General features: G+C 40.2%; 17 protein-coding genes. 2 read left to right on the top strand and 15 right to left on the bottom strand.

The annotated features are described in order from the left end of the window. Positions 1 to 76: 76 nt before the first annotated feature. From M3593_RS17585 to ilvA, 10 genes are all read right to left on the bottom strand, one after another. Positions 77 to 1,186: a hypothetical protein gene (locus M3593_RS17585; RefSeq protein ID WP_251543429.1), complete on the bottom strand. Its 1,110-nt coding sequence runs from the start codon at positions 1,184 to 1,186 to the stop codon at positions 77 to 79. A 294-nt stretch (positions 1,187 to 1,480) separates the two neighbouring features. Then, on the bottom strand, positions 1,481 to 2,074 hold the full coding sequence (locus tag M3593_RS17580; RefSeq protein ID WP_186326689.1) for a VanZ family protein: 594 nt from the start codon (positions 2,072 to 2,074) through the stop codon (positions 1,481 to 1,483). A gap of 170 nt (positions 2,075 to 2,244) precedes the next feature. Further along, positions 2,245 to 2,415 (bottom strand): hypothetical protein, encoded by a 171-nt coding sequence (locus M3593_RS17575; protein ID WP_251543431.1) that lies wholly within the window; start codon positions 2,413 to 2,415, stop codon positions 2,245 to 2,247. 172 nt (positions 2,416 to 2,587) lie between these two features. Continuing rightward, on the bottom strand, positions 2,588 to 2,764 hold the full coding sequence (locus M3593_RS17570) for a hypothetical protein (RefSeq protein WP_251543433.1): 177 nt from the start codon (positions 2,762 to 2,764) through the stop codon (positions 2,588 to 2,590). A 247-nt stretch (positions 2,765 to 3,011) separates the two neighbouring features. Further along, positions 3,012 to 3,788, bottom strand: coding sequence for an SDR family oxidoreductase (locus M3593_RS17565; RefSeq protein ID WP_251543435.1), 777 nt, complete (start codon positions 3,786 to 3,788; stop codon positions 3,012 to 3,014). 104 nt (positions 3,789 to 3,892) lie between these two features. After that, positions 3,893 to 4,336, bottom strand: coding sequence for a hypothetical protein (locus M3593_RS17560; protein WP_251543437.1), 444 nt, complete (start codon positions 4,334 to 4,336; stop codon positions 3,893 to 3,895). Positions 4,337 to 4,515: 179 nt separating this feature from the next. Beyond that, a complete protein-coding gene (locus M3593_RS17555; protein ID WP_251543439.1) occupies positions 4,516 to 5,001 on the bottom strand; it encodes an NUDIX hydrolase in 486 nt (161 codons plus the stop codon). Positions 5,002 to 5,298: 297 nt separating this feature from the next. Further along, positions 5,299 to 6,315, bottom strand: a complete 1,017-nt coding sequence (locus M3593_RS17550; protein WP_251543441.1) for a helix-turn-helix transcriptional regulator — start codon at positions 6,313 to 6,315, stop codon at positions 5,299 to 5,301. A 247-nt stretch (positions 6,316 to 6,562) separates the two neighbouring features. Beyond that, the gene (locus M3593_RS17545) at positions 6,563 to 7,552 is read right to left on the bottom strand and encodes a Gfo/Idh/MocA family protein (protein ID WP_251543442.1); all 990 of its coding nucleotides are present in this window, start codon (positions 7,550 to 7,552) and stop codon (positions 6,563 to 6,565) included. A gap of 448 nt (positions 7,553 to 8,000) precedes the next feature. Then, a complete protein-coding gene (gene ilvA, locus M3593_RS17540) occupies positions 8,001 to 9,206 on the bottom strand; it encodes a threonine ammonia-lyase (RefSeq protein ID WP_251543445.1) in 1,206 nt (401 codons plus the stop codon). Positions 9,207 to 9,353: 147 nt separating this feature from the next. Between ilvA and M3593_RS17535 the strand changes: the two genes are divergently transcribed. Further along, a complete protein-coding gene (locus tag M3593_RS17535) occupies positions 9,354 to 10,028 on the top strand; it encodes a DNA alkylation repair protein (RefSeq protein WP_251543447.1) in 675 nt (224 codons plus the stop codon). Positions 10,029 to 10,047: 19 nt separating this feature from the next. Then, positions 10,048 to 10,341, top strand: a complete 294-nt coding sequence (locus M3593_RS17530) for a hypothetical protein (protein ID WP_144475416.1) — start codon at positions 10,048 to 10,050, stop codon at positions 10,339 to 10,341. A gap of 63 nt (positions 10,342 to 10,404) precedes the next feature. On the opposite strand, the gene M3593_RS17525 is transcribed toward M3593_RS17530, so the two are convergent. The 5 genes from M3593_RS17525 to M3593_RS17505 form a co-directional block, all read right to left on the bottom strand. Next, positions 10,405 to 11,058 (bottom strand): YcnI family copper-binding membrane protein, encoded by a 654-nt coding sequence (locus M3593_RS17525; protein ID WP_251543449.1) that lies wholly within the window; start codon positions 11,056 to 11,058, stop codon positions 10,405 to 10,407. Between the two features lie 24 nt (positions 11,059 to 11,082). After that, on the bottom strand, positions 11,083 to 12,669 hold the full coding sequence (locus M3593_RS17520; protein WP_251543451.1) for a copper resistance CopC/CopD family protein: 1,587 nt from the start codon (positions 12,667 to 12,669) through the stop codon (positions 11,083 to 11,085). Between the two features lie 349 nt (positions 12,670 to 13,018). Then, positions 13,019 to 14,176, bottom strand: a complete 1,158-nt coding sequence (locus M3593_RS17515; RefSeq protein WP_251543453.1) for a mannitol-1-phosphate 5-dehydrogenase — start codon at positions 14,174 to 14,176, stop codon at positions 13,019 to 13,021. 1 nt (position 14,177) lies between these two features. After that, positions 14,178 to 14,612 carry a PTS mannitol transporter subunit IIA gene (locus M3593_RS17510; RefSeq protein ID WP_395883497.1) on the bottom strand — a complete coding sequence of 145 codons (435 nt, stop codon included), beginning with the start codon at positions 14,610 to 14,612 and terminating at the stop codon, positions 14,178 to 14,180. A gap of 2 nt (positions 14,613 to 14,614) precedes the next feature. Then, on the bottom strand, positions 14,615 to 16,735 hold the full coding sequence (locus M3593_RS17505) for a BglG family transcription antiterminator (RefSeq protein WP_251543455.1): 2,121 nt from the start codon (positions 16,733 to 16,735) through the stop codon (positions 14,615 to 14,617). Positions 16,736 to 16,917: the final 182 nt, after the last annotated feature.

Genomic DNA, 16,917 nt, shown 5'->3' with positions numbered 1-16,917 from the left:
CTCCTGTTGTGCATATCCGGGATAGCTGGGAACAACTCGCCAGTTTGCAGTTATCCCCTGTCTTCTCGGGAAAATATTATTTCTCAACCTTTGCCGTCCAGGCTCCGTCCGCATTGATCACCAAGGCATAAAATCCATCCGTACCAAGATTTTGTCTTGTGGATCCACTATAGGAGCCAATCTCATTGACCATTAAGCCTTCACCATTAAGCAGAACAATAAAATTCCCCTGACCCTTGTGAGTAAAAGTGAACTTGTAGGTGTCACTTTTCGCATTAAAGAAAACAACATCGTCGCCATTCCCTTGCAGGGTGGCGGGTGTATCTGCAACATCAGCTGGGGGTGATTGATAGATATTAAAATTCCATGCACCGTCAGCATTGATATTTAAAAAGTATTCTCCGTCTGCTGGAATCTGAGCAAATGTTTTACCCTTATAGCTGCCAATGGTATTCACAAGCAATTCAAGATCATCTCCATTTGCATCTTGAAGCTGGACAATGAAGTTTGCTCCCCCATTATGGGCCCCTTCGAAAATCGCCCAGCCACCTTTTAGTTTAATTGCATCAGAAGCTGTATCTCCGTTTCCGTTTAAAGCAATTTTAGTGGCCTCCCGTTCTTTTTTAGCTTCTTCCTTCCTTTGGACTTCAGCCTTTGCCACGCTGTCCTTTTCATATTGATCCACTTCATCCATTGTCTTGAATTGGACGACATCAAAAATCTTTTCACCATCCGTGTTCGCTACAACCAAACCATCTGTGGCTTGCAAAACATAACCTACATTCCCATTGCCAACTGATATGCTTTTCGGATGCTCGACATTCAATTGGCCTTCTTTTACTTTCTTAAACTCCTTATCTGACATCTCTTTTTTCACGACCGCCAATACATCCGAGACAGAAGATGGAGCTGGCTTCTTCTCTTCTGCCTTTTCATCTTTTTTCTTCTCTTCTTTTTGTGGCTTTTCTTCTTTAGTTTCCTTATAAACCTCTTCTTTTGTTTTAGCTTCAGTTGTAGCTTCTTTCGCAGAATCCGAATTAACGACCCCAATCATAAATAAAACAAACAGCCCGACAGCAATCCCAAAATTCTTCTTTGCTTTTCCGTTCCTCTTAATAAGAGAAATCAGTCCGATGACAATAAAAACGACAAACCCCAAAAAGCCCACACCTGCGATAAAACCCATGTTCCTCTCCCCTTTTCGGTTTTTATTAAAAGTTCATTTAAGCCTTCAAACAAATTGACTTAAATGGGTTAATTATTTGATAAGGTCATTTTACATCGTTTTTCCAGCTCACCCTTTCCAAAAACGGGAAGGGTATTTAGCAAAAATTTAGGAACGAAAAAAAACGCTTCACAGTAGTGTTAAGCGTTTCTAATTTATGATTTAGTCCATCTTAAACTAAAGCACCCTTATGTTTAAGTACATTTTTTCACAAAGCCTGTATTAAGTAGGAAAGCGATGCTTTAAAAGCATCGCTTAAACTTTGATTTTAGAAGATACTGTTCCCTGTTTTAAAATTTCATTTTTTATTAATAAAAATGCCTTATAACCAAATATAAAACCTAATGTATTTAGAAGTAAATCATCAATATCAAAACTACGATAAGAATAACCAATAGATAAGGAAATTGATAACTGAATAATCTCAATCAAAAATGAAATTAGAAATCCGCTAACTATTAATTTCCTTAGGCTTAAATTCCTCTTAATAAAGTGGAAATATAATCCTAAGGGAGCCAATAGAACAAGATTCCCTCCTATATTTCTAAGTTCTAAAAAATAGGTATGATAAGTAACTGCGTTCTGAAGTGAATTCCAGACAGTCATAAAAGGAATTAAATTATACTTATAAGGAACATCAACACCAAGGGATATTAAGTAATCATTAATAAAGTTCTTTTGAAATGGAATTGGAAAAATAGTTATATTTAATAGACATATCAAATAAATTAAAAAAACTGCGTCAATAATTGAACGACCGACTGTAATTCTCTTATTTTTCAACCTAATGAAGTAAATTATAAGGAATATAATACTGCTTAAAAACGCTAATGGTTCTATTCCAATCAAAATGATTTCCCCCAAAAAGTGATACCAAAATTTTACACCATTTACAGTGATGTGTCGATAAAGTTCTTAAAGATTACTGCACCTATAGTTCAATAAGGAATTCAACAAAAAAGGTGCTTAACCCTTCCTGGATCAACGCAACTGATAGTTTAAGTGTACTTTTTTACCATTTATTTAGGGAATAACCTACTTCCTATCCAACCTCCTAATAAAGCAGATAACGCTGCAATTATAGCTTTGGTAATGAGGTTTGTATTAGGAATTAAATACTCAACTAAAAAAACCACAACTCCAACCAATGTACCTCCAAATAAAGCCATTCCTGTACTTCCTTTATTCAAAATAGTCTCTTCCTATATAAGACATAAAAAATAATAATTATTGAATTCATTAAATGTTGTTTTTAAAGACCATAATCTTCAAAATTTAAGCATTCTAATTAATGATATCTGCTATTAGAAGCAAAAAAGCGTTAATCTATTTCTTGATCACGCTCCCGTATATTCAAAGAAATTATTCCTTATTTACTAAATCAAAAAGGCTTGTGTTCATGCCCTCTAAATTACCACCTATAACTTCTAACATATCAATAATTTGAGCTAGCCAAAATGCAATGCTAACTGAGCTAATTGCTATTACAACTAGGGAAAACACTTTTATAACTTCTAATGTTTTGTTGTCTGTTTTCATTTTTCCACCTTTTTCCCGTCTTTTTTGAAATACCATCTATGCTTAATTTCGACTATATTTTATATAACCCTCTAAATAATATGGATTATTTTTCCATATACAATCTTCAACATTACTGCCTCTATAATACAATAAGCAAAAAGAGCTATTATCCTTCTGAACCAACGCAACCTATGTTTAATTACATTCCTTCACAATCTTATATTAAATAAAGAAGGTCCCCTCAGAATCCTGATCTTACATTACTTCATTCGAGCTTATTACTTAGATAATCCCCGAATGTGATTTGCCCCATTTTCCGCAAAGAATTTGTGTTTTTACCCTCAGAGATCGATTTGTACAGTTTTCCTGGAAAAGAAATACTTAGAACTTTATTTGATTCATTATTTTTTTTTATTTTCAGTTCAGCCATTTCTTTTAATGTCATAATTTCGGGTCCGCCAAAATCCTCCGCTCTTCCTTGTGGTTCTTTTTCCACTAAACCTATTAGATGTCTAGCAAATTCACTAACCTCAACACTTTGAAATTTAAAGTTTCCAGGGACAATATATCTTTTAAAAAGTGGTTTTGATATAAATAAATTTTCGACAAAGTTGTGGAATTGAGTGGCACGTACAATTGTACGAGGGATCGAACTATTTTTTAACAACTCTTCTGCTTCATATTTTTGCTTATAATAATTAAATGGTATTGCATCTATCCCCACAATTGACGGATAAATAAGATGTTTTATATGTTTCATTTTACCTAAAAACTCCTTAAATCCTAAAACCTCGACCATTTTTGAATTTTTAATTGGACTTGTTGCTGCGTGTATAATGACATCTACATCTTTTACTGCAGATTCTAATCCTTCACCAGACGATAAATCGCTATAAATCCACTCGAAATGTCCTAATCCTTCAGGTTTTCTTCTTGAGGTTATTTTAACTTCATAATTCGAACCTTTTAGTTGCTTAAGTAAAGCCGAACCTAGTTGTCCAGTTGAACCAGTAACCAATATCCTCAAAGTAAACACGCCCATTCTAATGGATTTCCTCTTTATTGTCATATTCAGAAGTTGGGTTTTTCATTCAACTTACCTATTCCGTTTTTGCAATTACAAAAAACCCTTTACTTTAAGAGGCCTTATTGAACTTCAATAACGAAGGCATAACTTGAATCTCCTTTTTCCCACCTTGCATGCACATCGTAAATATAAACACCTTTTTCTTTTGGGACTACCAATACATTATTATTGATCGAAACTTCTTCTACTTCGTTATTACTTAGCCATCTAGTAACTCCCAATGTGTTTTCTTCAGGTTCTTTTTTAAATTTAATTTTTAAATCAGATTCAGGCGATACAATAACAGGAATAATTTCATGGTGTTTAATTAACATTGGAGGAGAAATAGTATCAACACAAGAAGCATGAAATAATCCATCCCAACAATACGAACCTCGGGCAACTTCTAGTTTCTTATCATCAACAGTTATAATGGGTGAAGGTGGATTAGAATTTAATAACCCGATAACAAGATATAACCCTATTACTAAAACGACTAAAAAAGTAATTAAGAATTTTTTCATCAATCTCCCCCCTTACTTACTTAGTCGTATTTTTCTAAAATAAGTTCCAAATATCCCCTTTAACTAAACTGCTTTTTGAATATTAAGTTCTACTAAAAGAGCGTTAACCCTTCCCGGATCAACGCCCCCGTTTGTTCAATATTGGTGAGTAAATAGGTGTACTAGTTAATTCATTTTTCTTATATAGTTCTTTTAAGATTTAATTCAAACTGTGGCTTGGTTATATAGTCCATATAATGGACACTTCCGTTATAATCTAAATATGCTTGATATCGTGTACGCAGTGCAGGTGCTGAGACCATATTTAGAACTTCTTCTTTACTAACCCAGCAACTGTCTGATGTTTCATCCGATGTTGTCAATTTTCCACCTACGGGTTCACAAACAAAATCAAACATAACTTTTGTGGGTATTATCTTTACCCCGCTATGCCCCTCATAAGTTGCTGTATTAGAGAAAACTCCTACCAAATGAGATACTTTAACATCAATTCCACTTTCCTCTTTAACCTCTCTAATCACCCCATCTATTAAATTTTCTCCGACCTCCACCTGACCTCCTGGAAATACCCATTGACCATCTCGACGGGTTTTCACTAATAATATTTCACCTTTGGTATTTTCAACAAAGCCCCCCGCAGCAACTATATGTACTGGCATTTGCATTGTATATCCCTCCATTACTTCCAAAAATTAAATATACATCCTCTTTCTTTTCCAATACATTACATTTTCTACGCAATGTAATTATTTTCCTGCTTATTCGTTTAATAAGAAGTTCAACACTAAGAGCCATGAAGTAATAATGGTTCTAATGCCCATAAAACAAAAAAACCAAATCGCCGGTATAGCAATTTGGTCCACAAAACCAATAACATTTTTATATACAATAAACTTTACTTTTTACAATCAAATTAACGGTTCGTGTTAGGTAACTGAACCTGTTACGCGAAAATGCAGGTGTTACTGATACACTTTATAAAACCTTTCAACCTCTTCTTTTATTCTTTCCACAAGTGTTGGCGGGGTCATGACCTTGGCATCGCTGCCCCAGGTCATCAGCCACCTGACGAGTCCATCGCTGATGATGGCTTGGGTGGAAATCCTGAATTTATCGTCTCCGACTGGGCGAATATTTACGCCGCGTCCGAACCGGTCAATCACGACATTGATTAAATCCGCGTTAAACTCGATCTCGACCAGCGCTTCTTCCCCGGAATACATATGAAACAATTTTTCAGTATACTTCGAGACATCAAACCCCGGATCCGGGACAAAGGTTTCCTCCAGGGCCGCAACCTCTCTCATCCGGTCAACACGGTAATGGCGGATTTCCTCAGTCGGCAGGAATTCACCAATCAAATAATAAAAGTTATTATGCCACACAAGCGCATATGGCTTTAGCTGATAAAAATTACCGTTATTGCTCAGCTTGAATTTCTTTTCCAGGTTATATCGTCCGTATTTGAACTGAATATAACGGTTTTCAAGAATCGCCGTGTGTAGCATATGAATTGAATATTTAATTTTCGTATTTTCATTCTTGGAGTTCTCGGATAAAACAATTCGATTCCCCAGTTGCTTAGCCTGGTGGATGCTTGTCAGCTGCTTGATTTTATCCACCAGATCCTCGGTTTCCTTGGTGGAAATAAATTTCGCTGATGAAACCGCATCTATAAGCAGGCGCAGCTCATGGATTTCAAACAACCGCTGCTGATGGCTGTAGTACTTCTCCACCCCGTCCTTCTCCTGGTTCACCGTCACATCAAATAAATCGGACTCCTCCAACTCCTTCAAATCATCACGAATTGCCTTTTTTCCGGCATGAATCTTAAACTCTTCGTAAAATAAATCCAGAATCCCATCCAATTTAAATTGGTTTTCTTCATCTGTATATTTTCTTAACACTTCCTGTAGTTTAATCAGCCGTTGTTTGGAGGAAAGTTTAGTCGTAACAACCTCATCCTGTTTTGTGCTCAACGATAACTCACTCCTTTATGTTTGCTCCGTCGTATAATTGTCAATATTAGGATAACATGATTCAACTGAATTTTTTCAGCTTTTTTCCATTTACCTTCACACATTAAGACCTCCCCAACAGCAATAGAAAAAGCAATGGAATTTAGTCTCCATTGCTTTTATGATCATCATATTTAATTTTTATAGCTAAAGCTTCCCATTGTTTGTCACCGCGCAATGAGGATACAAAGACGTTTTTCACGTCCTTCTAATCCTCACCCGGATACTTCAATCCCCACTGCCCCCTGATTTCATCCATCAGCTTCATGATTTTCAAGGATTCATCAAGCGGCACGACTGGGCTTTCTAACAGTCCTTGATTCAGGCATCTTCCTACTTCTTCTATTTCAAATGCATATCCTGCTGATTGCCGGTCATCCTTGAATGTCTCTGCTTCCTCACCATTCTTATATAAGCAGGCAGATTTGGCACTGTGGAAAGATGGAATTCGAATAGATCCTTCTGTTCCATAGATATGAGCTTCATTCGTTAAATCAATCCGGAATGCCCCATTGAGGGTAGCGGTTTTTCCAGAAGGATAGGACATGAGAATCGAAAACTGTTCATCGACACCGGTTTCGCCAATATGAGCCGTACTCAAGATTTTCTCCGGACTTGTCCCTAAAATCATCGTTGCAAAGGTTACGGGATAAATCCCTACATCAAGCAAGGCCCCTCCACCCAGGGCCGGATTCAGCAATCGGCGCTCGGGTTCCCACGGTGCACGGAAGCCAAAATCCGCTTTCACCATCAGGACTTCACCAATCTCCCCGCTGTCGATCCATTCTCTCACTTTTAAAATCGGCGGCAGGAACTTTGTCCACATTGCCTCCATCAAGAAAAGCTTTTGCTCTCTGGCAAACTGAATGACTTCTTCCAGCTCTCCGCTATTGATGGTAAAAGGCTTCTCGCAAAGCACAGCCTTGCCAGCACGAAGACAGGCCATTGCATTTTCTTTGTGAAAAGGATGCGGCGTCGCAATGTAAATGGCATCGACATCCAGATCCTGCACCAGTTCTTCGTAGCTTCCATAAGCCCGGGCAATGCCATGCTCCTCCGCAAACTTTTCCGCACTCTCTTTTGTACGAGAACCAACTGCAAGCTTCTCGGTATTTTCAGCAAACTCTAAATCCCTCGCGAATGCACTGGCGATTCCACCTGTTCCTAAAATCCCCCACTTGATCACTTTTCCGCCCATAGTTTCATCCAACTCCTTAAGTATCTAGTATCCCAATTGGGATCAAACCTTGTTCGTCCATTATACTATTAAGTTTTTTCACAAGGACACCGGGAAGGTTTTTGTTGTCCGCTTGCTCTTTTGTGGTCTTTATTGTTTAACATCATAACGTTTACTGTCATTCGGATCCACTACAAAAACGCTCTGGCAGCGTTCCTTGTGTCGGTACCCATTATTGCGATTCTCCTATTGTTTTTTCATCCAGCGTTACATGATTTGAAATAGGAGGTGATTCGATGGATACACTGTCCACTCCCTTATTCCTGTTTCTACTGTTTTGCATATACATAGGCCTGGCTCTTTACCTGGAGAAACAGAGAAGGAGAAAAAAATAAAAGGTTCCGCTGTCTCAGCAGGAAACCTAAATAGTTATTCTTATATAGACCTGATACCGTCCCAGGTCTCATGGTTATTCCTCTAATTGCAGCTGATACCCCTGGCTCTTTAGAGTCTTATAAAGCTGCTCGATATGTGCATGGTCTTTTGTTTCTACTGAGATTTCCACCAGCGCATAACCCGGATAGATATGCTTGCCGATCCGGTGCAGATTGACAAATTGCACGTTCGCGTCCATCTCGGTTACGGAACTTAACACTCTTTGTAATTCTCCAGGCTTATCTTTTAAGGTCATCGTAAAATGTGCAAATCTTCCTGATTCAACCAACCCGCGTTCAATAATCCGGGAGATGAAGTTGACATCTACATTTCCACCGCTTAAAATTGCGGCAATCTTCTTGCCGCTGAGATTCACCTTGTCATATAGCAATGCTGCAAGCGGACTTGCCCCCGATCCTTCTACCAGCAATTTGTTCCTCTCCAGGACGAGAAGCATGGTCCTGGCGATTTCCATTTCATCCACACAAAAAATGCCATCTACATACTCCCTAATGATATCAAAAGTCTTCTGCCCGGGTTTCTGGACAGCAATTCCATCTGCCATTGTGGGAGCAGCTTCAACAGCAACTGGCCGGTTTTCTTTTAATGACTGTTTCATGCTCGGACAAGCGAGTGTCTGGACTCCATATACCTTAATTTCAGGATTCTTCTCCTTTACCGCCATCGCAACACCTGCTATAAGGCCGCCTCCGCCAACAGGGCAGATGATCGCCTCAACGTCTGGAAGCTGATCAAGAATCTCTAATCCTACTGTTCCCTGCCCGGCAATGACTGCCTCATCATCAAAGGCATGGATAAAAGTAGCGCCCAGCTTGTCTTTCAGCTCCAATGCATAGGCCAGAACTTCATCAAAAACGGCACCTTCCAGGATGACTTCAGCCCCATATTGCCGCGTTGCCAGCACTTTGCTAAGTGGAGCCCCTTTCGGCATGACAATGGTACATGGAATGCCAAGCATCTGGCTCGAATACGCAACACCCTGAGCATGGTTACCTGCAGAAGCCGCCACCACTCCCTTTTGAAGCTCTTCAGGTGACAAAGAAATCAATTTGTTATATGAGCCTCTCACCTTGAAGGAACCTGTCTTTTGCAGATTTTCAAGCTTCAAGAAAATTTCATTATTCGAGAGGGTGCTAAATGTTTTAGAATAATCAAGAGGGGTCGAATGCACAATCCCCTTCATTTTTTCACGCGCTAAAATCACATCATCCAAATTCATTGTGAAGCCCCCTGATCTCCATTCATTTTTTATATGTTGCTCAGGGAGAGGAAAAGTATGTAAAATGCTATATACGGGATGACTCGGTAAGAGATAGAGGCTGCCCTTTGATAAAAGACAATAAAACATGAAATTGGTGGAACTTATATGGAAAACTATGTTGATGCTTTATACCAGGCTGCTTTAAAACACCAGAATGAAGAAGAAGCAATCAGGCTATCCAATTACATGCGGAATCAGTTCTGCTTTATCGGTTTGAGAGCGCCGCAGCTGAAAGAAGTATTCAAACAGCACGTGAAAAATCATGGCCTGCCAGCTAAAGAAGAATTACACGAGGTCATCACTTCTCTCTGGGAGCTGGAAGAAAGAGAGATGCAGATGGCCGGTCTTCTCTTGTTGGATTTGATGAAGAAACAGTTCACAGAAGAGGATCTTTCCCTGTTAAAATACATCATCACGACCAAACCTTGGTGGGACACGATCGACCATATTGCGAAAAAACATTTCGGTTATTATCTTGAAAAGTTCCCGCTTACCAGGCGGCCGATCGTCGACAGGTGGATTGCCTCCGAGAACATCTGGCTGATCCGTTCTTGCATCTTATTCCAACTGGGATATAAAGAAAAAACGGACGTGGCTATGCTAGAGGATATCATCTCAAGAACATGCCACACCAAGGAATTCTTTAACAACAAAGCGATTGGCTGGGCATTAAGGGAGTACGCTAAACAAGACCCGGAGAAAGTGATCGAAATAACCAATACATATCCTCTGTCAAACTTGAGCCGGAGAGAAGCATTGAAGCATTTGAAGGTAGATTAATTAGGGAGCTGGGGGATTCATGAAAAAAGCAATTCTTTTGTTTATATTTTGGTTCCTCATCATTTTTTCCATCATTGCTCAGCTGTCTGATCGGTTCATTTACTGGCTGAGTCCAAACGCACTTTCTCTAATAGATGAAAGAATGACCTATACGTTTGTGCCTGTGCTGATCAATTTCTTCATTGTATTTTTACTGTGGAAAATAAGAGTTTCAAAATCTCTTTTCAATATGGTGTTAATCACCAACACTATTTTTTTCTTGTTTTATTTTTATTATCAATATGGCGATACAGGCCTCGGAATTACAAGATAGATTTCAGGCCCATTAACGCCAAAAAGGGAGCACAGGGTACGTCCCCCATGCTCCCTCTTCAAATCATCCTCTTTTTTTCAAAGAAAGAACCAGTGCCAGCAATCCTGCAATCAAAGCAGCGATCGAAAGGTAAAGCGGCAAATTGTTTGTTGCCGATTTTGCTTCCGTGTCATTTGCTAGGTCTCCAGCAGCATTGTGGTCTTTGGATGGCTCAGCTGCTGCAGCTCCATGTCCGTGATCCGAAGATCCATCAGCGGGATTTACTGTTGTCACTGAAGCTGGCTTGTCTGCGTCAGGTGCCCCGATCCATTCCACTGTACTGCCATCGCTGTAGGTTTGATAGGCTTTCCAAACGATTTCAGTCGCTTCATCGCCAACTTTTCCCTGGATGTTGAATTGAACGAATTCAGTTGCTGACAGGCCTTTTTCTTCCGCTGCCCACACAACACTTGTTATTTTTCCAGTGTCATCTTTTTGCACTTCATATGTCCAGCCTGGTTTGTCTTCAAAGCGGGTGATGTTCACCTCTTCAGGGAATTTCACTTCCACTTTCGTCGTTTGGGCATCCTCTTTTTCAGAAGGAACCCGGACAGTGAAGACTTCATAATTCCCTTGTGAAGTCTCCTGAGGCTGAACGGATACATGCGCGCTTGCCGCACCGGCAAAAAGTATGATTGCACCAATCATTGCGATGCCTAAAATTAAAAGTTTTTTCATCTTGAAAGCTCCTATATCTTCATTTTAATAAACAATAAAATCCTTATGGAACACCTTTTCATTATCCTCGGAATCTATTATTCGAAGCTCCGCTGTCCAGTTCCCTTCAATTGGCAGATACGAGCCATTGATCTTGAATTGGACTTTCCTGGATTGTTCGATTTCGGAAAAAGGAACTTGAATCGGTTGGATTTCAAGGTTGTCTTGATAGATTAAAAATAGTTCAATCCTTTTAATCTCCAGGTTTTCTTTCTGCGCATTCGCGGTCACTTTAAAATGATTGTACCCAGGTGCCTTCGGTGAGATCGATGTCGTGAAATCAATATACTGATCTTCATTTTTCCATTCCAAAGGTTCGTTTTCCGGTAGTGGATTCAAGTGGGTTAAGACACCCACAATCCCTAAAATGATGACCATCACACTGAAATCAATTTTCACCAGGCTGCTGATTGAATTCTCCTTTTTCTTTTTCAAAGTATGGCGTAAAAGTGCGCCAATCACGAACACAATTGTGACCAGGCCAACTTTGACTAGAAGCAGTTTTCCCCATAGTGCATGGAGCAGATAATTGAGCTCCGGCAAGAAGATTAACGTATAAGACACTCCAGTTAAAATCAGGATCAGCATGCTGATCAGAGCAACCTGCGAAAAGAATGGAAGGAATTGGCCAACGTGTTCCCTCTGCTTTTTCCAGTAGGCCAGAATATACAGGATGCCTCCTGCCCATATCGCGGCTGCGAGTAAATGGACGACATCCAGCTGCAATGACATCGATCGGATTTCCGTTTCAAAGGCGGCAGCATGTCCGTTAAAACTCTTTGCTGACATCACCGCCAATACCCAAATCAAGTCGAGCCATTTGAAACGAAGCAGTAGCGGTAAACCTAATAGAGACAAAAGCACAGAAGCGACCAGGGACAACCCGACTGTTGTCCCTGTCAGAACCGACCCGATTTCAGTCAGTGTCCAGTGATCAACCAAATCGGATAATTGGACGAATACCAATCCCAAAGTGGTGATCAACAGGGCAATTTGCAATCGAAACGCCCGCTGTCTAAAGGATGGCTTCATTTCTTTTTCCAAAGTATGTATGGCTCCCCATATGATCCAGCCAGTCGTCAGGATCATTGACATATAAAACAGAATCCTTACCGACGACTTCAATACATTAACTGCAGCCGAGCTCTCTTGCTTTTCCAGGACCTGCTGGTTAATATCCCTTTTGAAGACCGTTTCTTCCCCTATTGAGACGACATAAGAACTCTTTATGGGATGGCCATCCGCTGAAATGACACTATAGGAAATGACATAATTCCCGTCTGGCAGGTCAGGCAAAGGCTGCGTGATGAATTTTTGATCCTTGCTCATCTCCGGCTTGCCGTTGACCACCCTTTCCCCTTTTTCATTAAAAACCTTAATAGAATAGAGTTCATTTTCAAGTCTTTCATCGAAAGTCAGAACAATCTTTTCCGGGGAATCTGTTAATTCACTATCCGGAGCAGGCTCAGCCATCTTTAGCGTCGCATGGGCAAAGACTTGTTGCGGAACGATAAAAATGAATAAAAGAGAACATAAAATAAAAAGATTGCTAATGGGATTTCGCTTGGACACGATCAATATCACCTGCCTTTTTCAAAACTCACATACCCAATAGTGTATCACTTGATATTATATACTATCAATACAAGGTTTATGGTAAAAAACATAGGCACAGTGCTTTTCGCTACAAAGGGATTGTTCTGCTGTCTAATGAAATACATATTTTAACTCATTATGAATAAATCCCTTCATATGAAAAAAGAAGCATCGGTTACGTCCCATGCTCTGGTGAAGATATTAAAGTAAAAAAAAGCACCCGTTCCTCCATGAACAGGCACTCTGCTTCTACAGAAAAGACGGTTCTCGATTTCATGTTTGGCTATTTTCACCATTTCATGAACCAGAAGAACCGTCCTCGTTTTTATTTGCTTTCCTTCAACCGTTTATACTGTTCAACTATAATGTTGAAAAGTGGTGATTCCGGGGAAATCTGGGTAAAAGTTGCGATTGCTTTTTCAAACCCATTTTCCTCAATTGTGTTCTGGATTTTAACTGCTTCTTCGTCACCCTGGAAATCGTATAAGAAAGCTGCGGCTACTCCTTTTAGCAGGTTGACAGGTTCTTTGGCGACTACTTCGAAATACTGTCTTGCTGGACTTACAAGGCGGTCATTCGGACCGAGTTTCCTGATTGGGGAACGGCCGACCCTTGTCACTTCATCAACGATGTGCGAATTAGAGAAGCGCTGAAGAATCTTTTGAATATATTTAGCGTGATCTTCAGCATTGAATCCGTACCTCTTGACTAGAAACTCGCCGCTTTCGTTCAGCGCACCTTCAACCAGCTCACGGATATGCGGGTTTTCCATTGCCTGATTAATGGTTTCTTCCCCAAAGTAATAACCAAAATAGGCTGCCAGTGCATGGCCCGTATTTACTGTGAACAATTTACGTTCAATATAAGGGACCAGGTCCTGAACATAGGTGATTCCCTTTATTTCCGGCTTACCGCCGACAAGCTTTGTTTCTTCTACTACCCATTCATAGAATGGTTCTACCTTCACCATCAATTTATCTTCATTCGTCTGGTTCGGGACAATCCGGTCGACAGCTGAATCCGGGAATCCGAACTGGCCGTCAAACTGAGCGATTTCCTCTTCCGATAACTTCTCAAATACCTTCTCTTTTAAAAGGGAACTTCCGCCAATCATATTCTCACATGCAATGATGTTCAGCGGTCTGTCAGACTGCGCAGCCCTTTTGCGCAGGCCCTCAGCTACCAATCCCGAAATCAAAGGAAGAATATTCGGCCCAATCGCAGTTGTTACCAAATCGGCCTCTGCAATTGCCTGAATCACTTGATCCGGATTCTCTGCGCTGTTGATGGCTCTGACATTCTTAATGATATCTTCTTGTTGGCCAGGCTCTGCGAGAACCACTTTATACTCATTCTTTTCATTAAGCAAATTAACAATTTCAGCGTTAACGTCTACAAAAACCGTTTCATAGCCTGAGTGATATAATAAATTCCCGATAAAGCCCCGCCCGATATTCCCAGCTCCAAAGTGTACTGCCAGCATATTAGTTTACTCCTTCAAAAATCTCTATAATTTCTTCTGGTGATTTTGCTGAAATAAGCTTTTCGATATTTTCCTCTTCAGAGCAAACGATCGCAATATTAGATAAGATGCTCAGGTGCTCATCGTTTTTGCCAGCAATACCAATCAGAAGCTTGACAATATTTCCTCCTCCGAAATCGACGCCTTCTGGCACCTGTACAAACGAAATGCCAGATTCTTTAACAAACTGCTTGGAATCCTCCGTGCCGTGCGGAATCGCTACGAAATTCCCCATATAAGTTGATGTAAGCTCTTCCCTTTCCATCATTTTTTCAATGTAACTGGGTTCGACATATCCTCTTTCGACCAGGACACTGCCTGTCAGCTTGATTGCTTCTTCCTTTGTGTTAAGAGACTTATTTAATAGAATGTTTTCTTTCGTTAAAATTGATGACATGTTCATACACTCCTTAGATGTTCTATTTTTTCGGTGAAAAATTGCTCGAATCTGGTTGAAAGATAGGATGAAATTTGATTTTCATCATTAGATTCGAAAATAGCTGTACTTTCTTCACTTTCAATCAGCAACGAACTTAAATGGCTAAGCACTTCAAGCGTTTTTTCATCAGGTTCCTCAGGAGAAAGCATCAAGAGCAGGAATCTGACTCCCATTGGGGAACCATCCATGCCAGCAGTGATGATGGGATGCTCCAGGGAATAAATCGTGAAGCTCGAGTGAATGACGCCCGGGGAACGGGCATGAAAAAGTGCCATGGCAGTACCCGGAATACCTAATCCCCCTAATTGTTCCCTTGCTTTCAGCGCATCTACCACAAGATCGATATGTTCTACTGCCTTTTTCCGGTATAGCTGTTGAACAGCCTGATTTAGGATTTCATCAGTAGTTTTCCGTTCCCTTATTTTAACCAATTCAAAACCCAAAAGAAGTTTTGAGATCGTTTCACTATATTTTTGAACAGTCTGTAGTTCTTCAATGAAATTTATTGCGTTTTTTGTCTTTCCAGTTTTTTGGCTCGAAAAAGGAAGACTTCGATCGGAACGGTTGATGAGTTTATATTTATTGATGAAAGAACGAATCTTTTCAATTTCGTCCTTGTTCAGCATTGGACTGACAATGATGTAGTCATTGTAATCAGGAATTGGAATCGTCGAAATGACGAGCTGGTAATCAGATTGCTTCAACTTTTTGAATTCCATGACTGATACATTTTGGACATTCTTCAGCTCCGGAAATTCCTTTTGCAGTCTGGTGACAAGCATTTTAGATGTGCCGATGCCGCTCGAGCAGATGACCAGTGTTTTAAAGTCAGCAAGTTCCCTGCGCCCCAGTACTGCTGCACCAAAATGCATGACAAGGTAACCAACTTCCTCATCAGGAACATGATGTTCCGTGAAAACTTCCTCTACCGCCTGTTTAACGATCGAGAACAGTTCAGGATAATCCTTTTTAACCTTCTCTGTTAAAGGGTTACTGATGCCCATCCCCTGCTTGATACGGTACATCGCTGGCTTCAAATGCATGACCAGCCCTTCAAATAATGAACGGTTCGCCGATAGTTCTGTTTCTACTTTTTTTTCAACATAATCAATCAGGTGCTTTGCCTTTAGCGCAACCTGCATGTTTGATTCTTCCATCAGGTACTCATTATCATGTCTTAGCTTCGCGCCCTTAAGGTGCATGGTGATGTATGCCACTTCTGCTTCAGGGATTCCGATATTAAAAACCTGCTCCAATTGGGCCACGATTTTTTCGGCGAATTTATATTCTTTTGAGGATTGCTGATCCTCCATATAAGATGGATTAATGGCAATTCCTTCACCTTTTTGGATTCTTTCGATTGCCAGAGCAAGATGGACAACCAGTCCAATATAGGCACTGTCCGCCATTGCAAAAGGCAGCTCCTGTATGATGGAATCCACTACTTTTTCAACAATCAGCAGCTTCTGCTTTTCGACAAGGCCCAACAGCCTATCAGAAATTGTGTTCAATTGCTGGGTTGATCGCTTTTGGATGGTCTCCCTTGCAAGGGAAAGGATTTCTGATTCATCCAGATGAGCCGAAATCAGGTATCTCATAGCCCGCCTTTTTGCAGCTTCGTCTCCTTCAAGTTCGACTCCATACCCTCTTTTTCTAATCAGGCTCAAACCGAAGGATTCCAGCTTGTCCTCTAATTTTGATAAATCTGTGCTGACAGTGGCAATCGTGACGTTAAGGTCATTGGCCAGTCCGAGCAGCTTCACCGGACCCTTTGTTTCCAACAGTTCACACAGGATGATTGTCTGCCGTTCGTCTGGAGTATATTCTGTGTGAAAAAGATTAAACAGGAAAAGCTCCAATTGATGTATTTTCTCTGGGTCACCAGATATTTGGACGCCGACCCCAGCTTTTTTCAGCAAGGTAAGCTCATATTCCGCCAGGATATCTTCTATATTTTTCAAATCCCGATGAACGGTCCTTCCGCTTACACCAATCCTGTCTGCGAGATCTTTCACTGTCATTTCTTCTTTTTCAGTCAGCAAGATTTCTAAAACCTGTCTCTCTCTTGCTGAAATATACATAAAGGTCACCCCCGTCTGATGAAATCCAACTCCTCTTAGGTTGTTGACAAAATTGATATTTCATACTGACAATTCTATTTTAAAATGCAAAATCCCCTTATACAACAAATGATAAACGAAAATTAGTCAATTGAGTTGTTGACAAGATTTAATAAGTTAAAAGCCCAACCACAACTGGCTGG

Origin of the sequence: Mesobacillus sp. MER 48 (assembly GCF_023714225.1) — a bacterium.
In the GTDB taxonomy this organism is placed as follows: domain Bacteria; phylum Bacillota; class Bacilli; order Bacillales; family Cytobacillaceae; genus Mesobacillus; species Mesobacillus oceanisediminis_A.
This window is presented reverse-complemented; position numbering and strand designations above follow the sequence as displayed.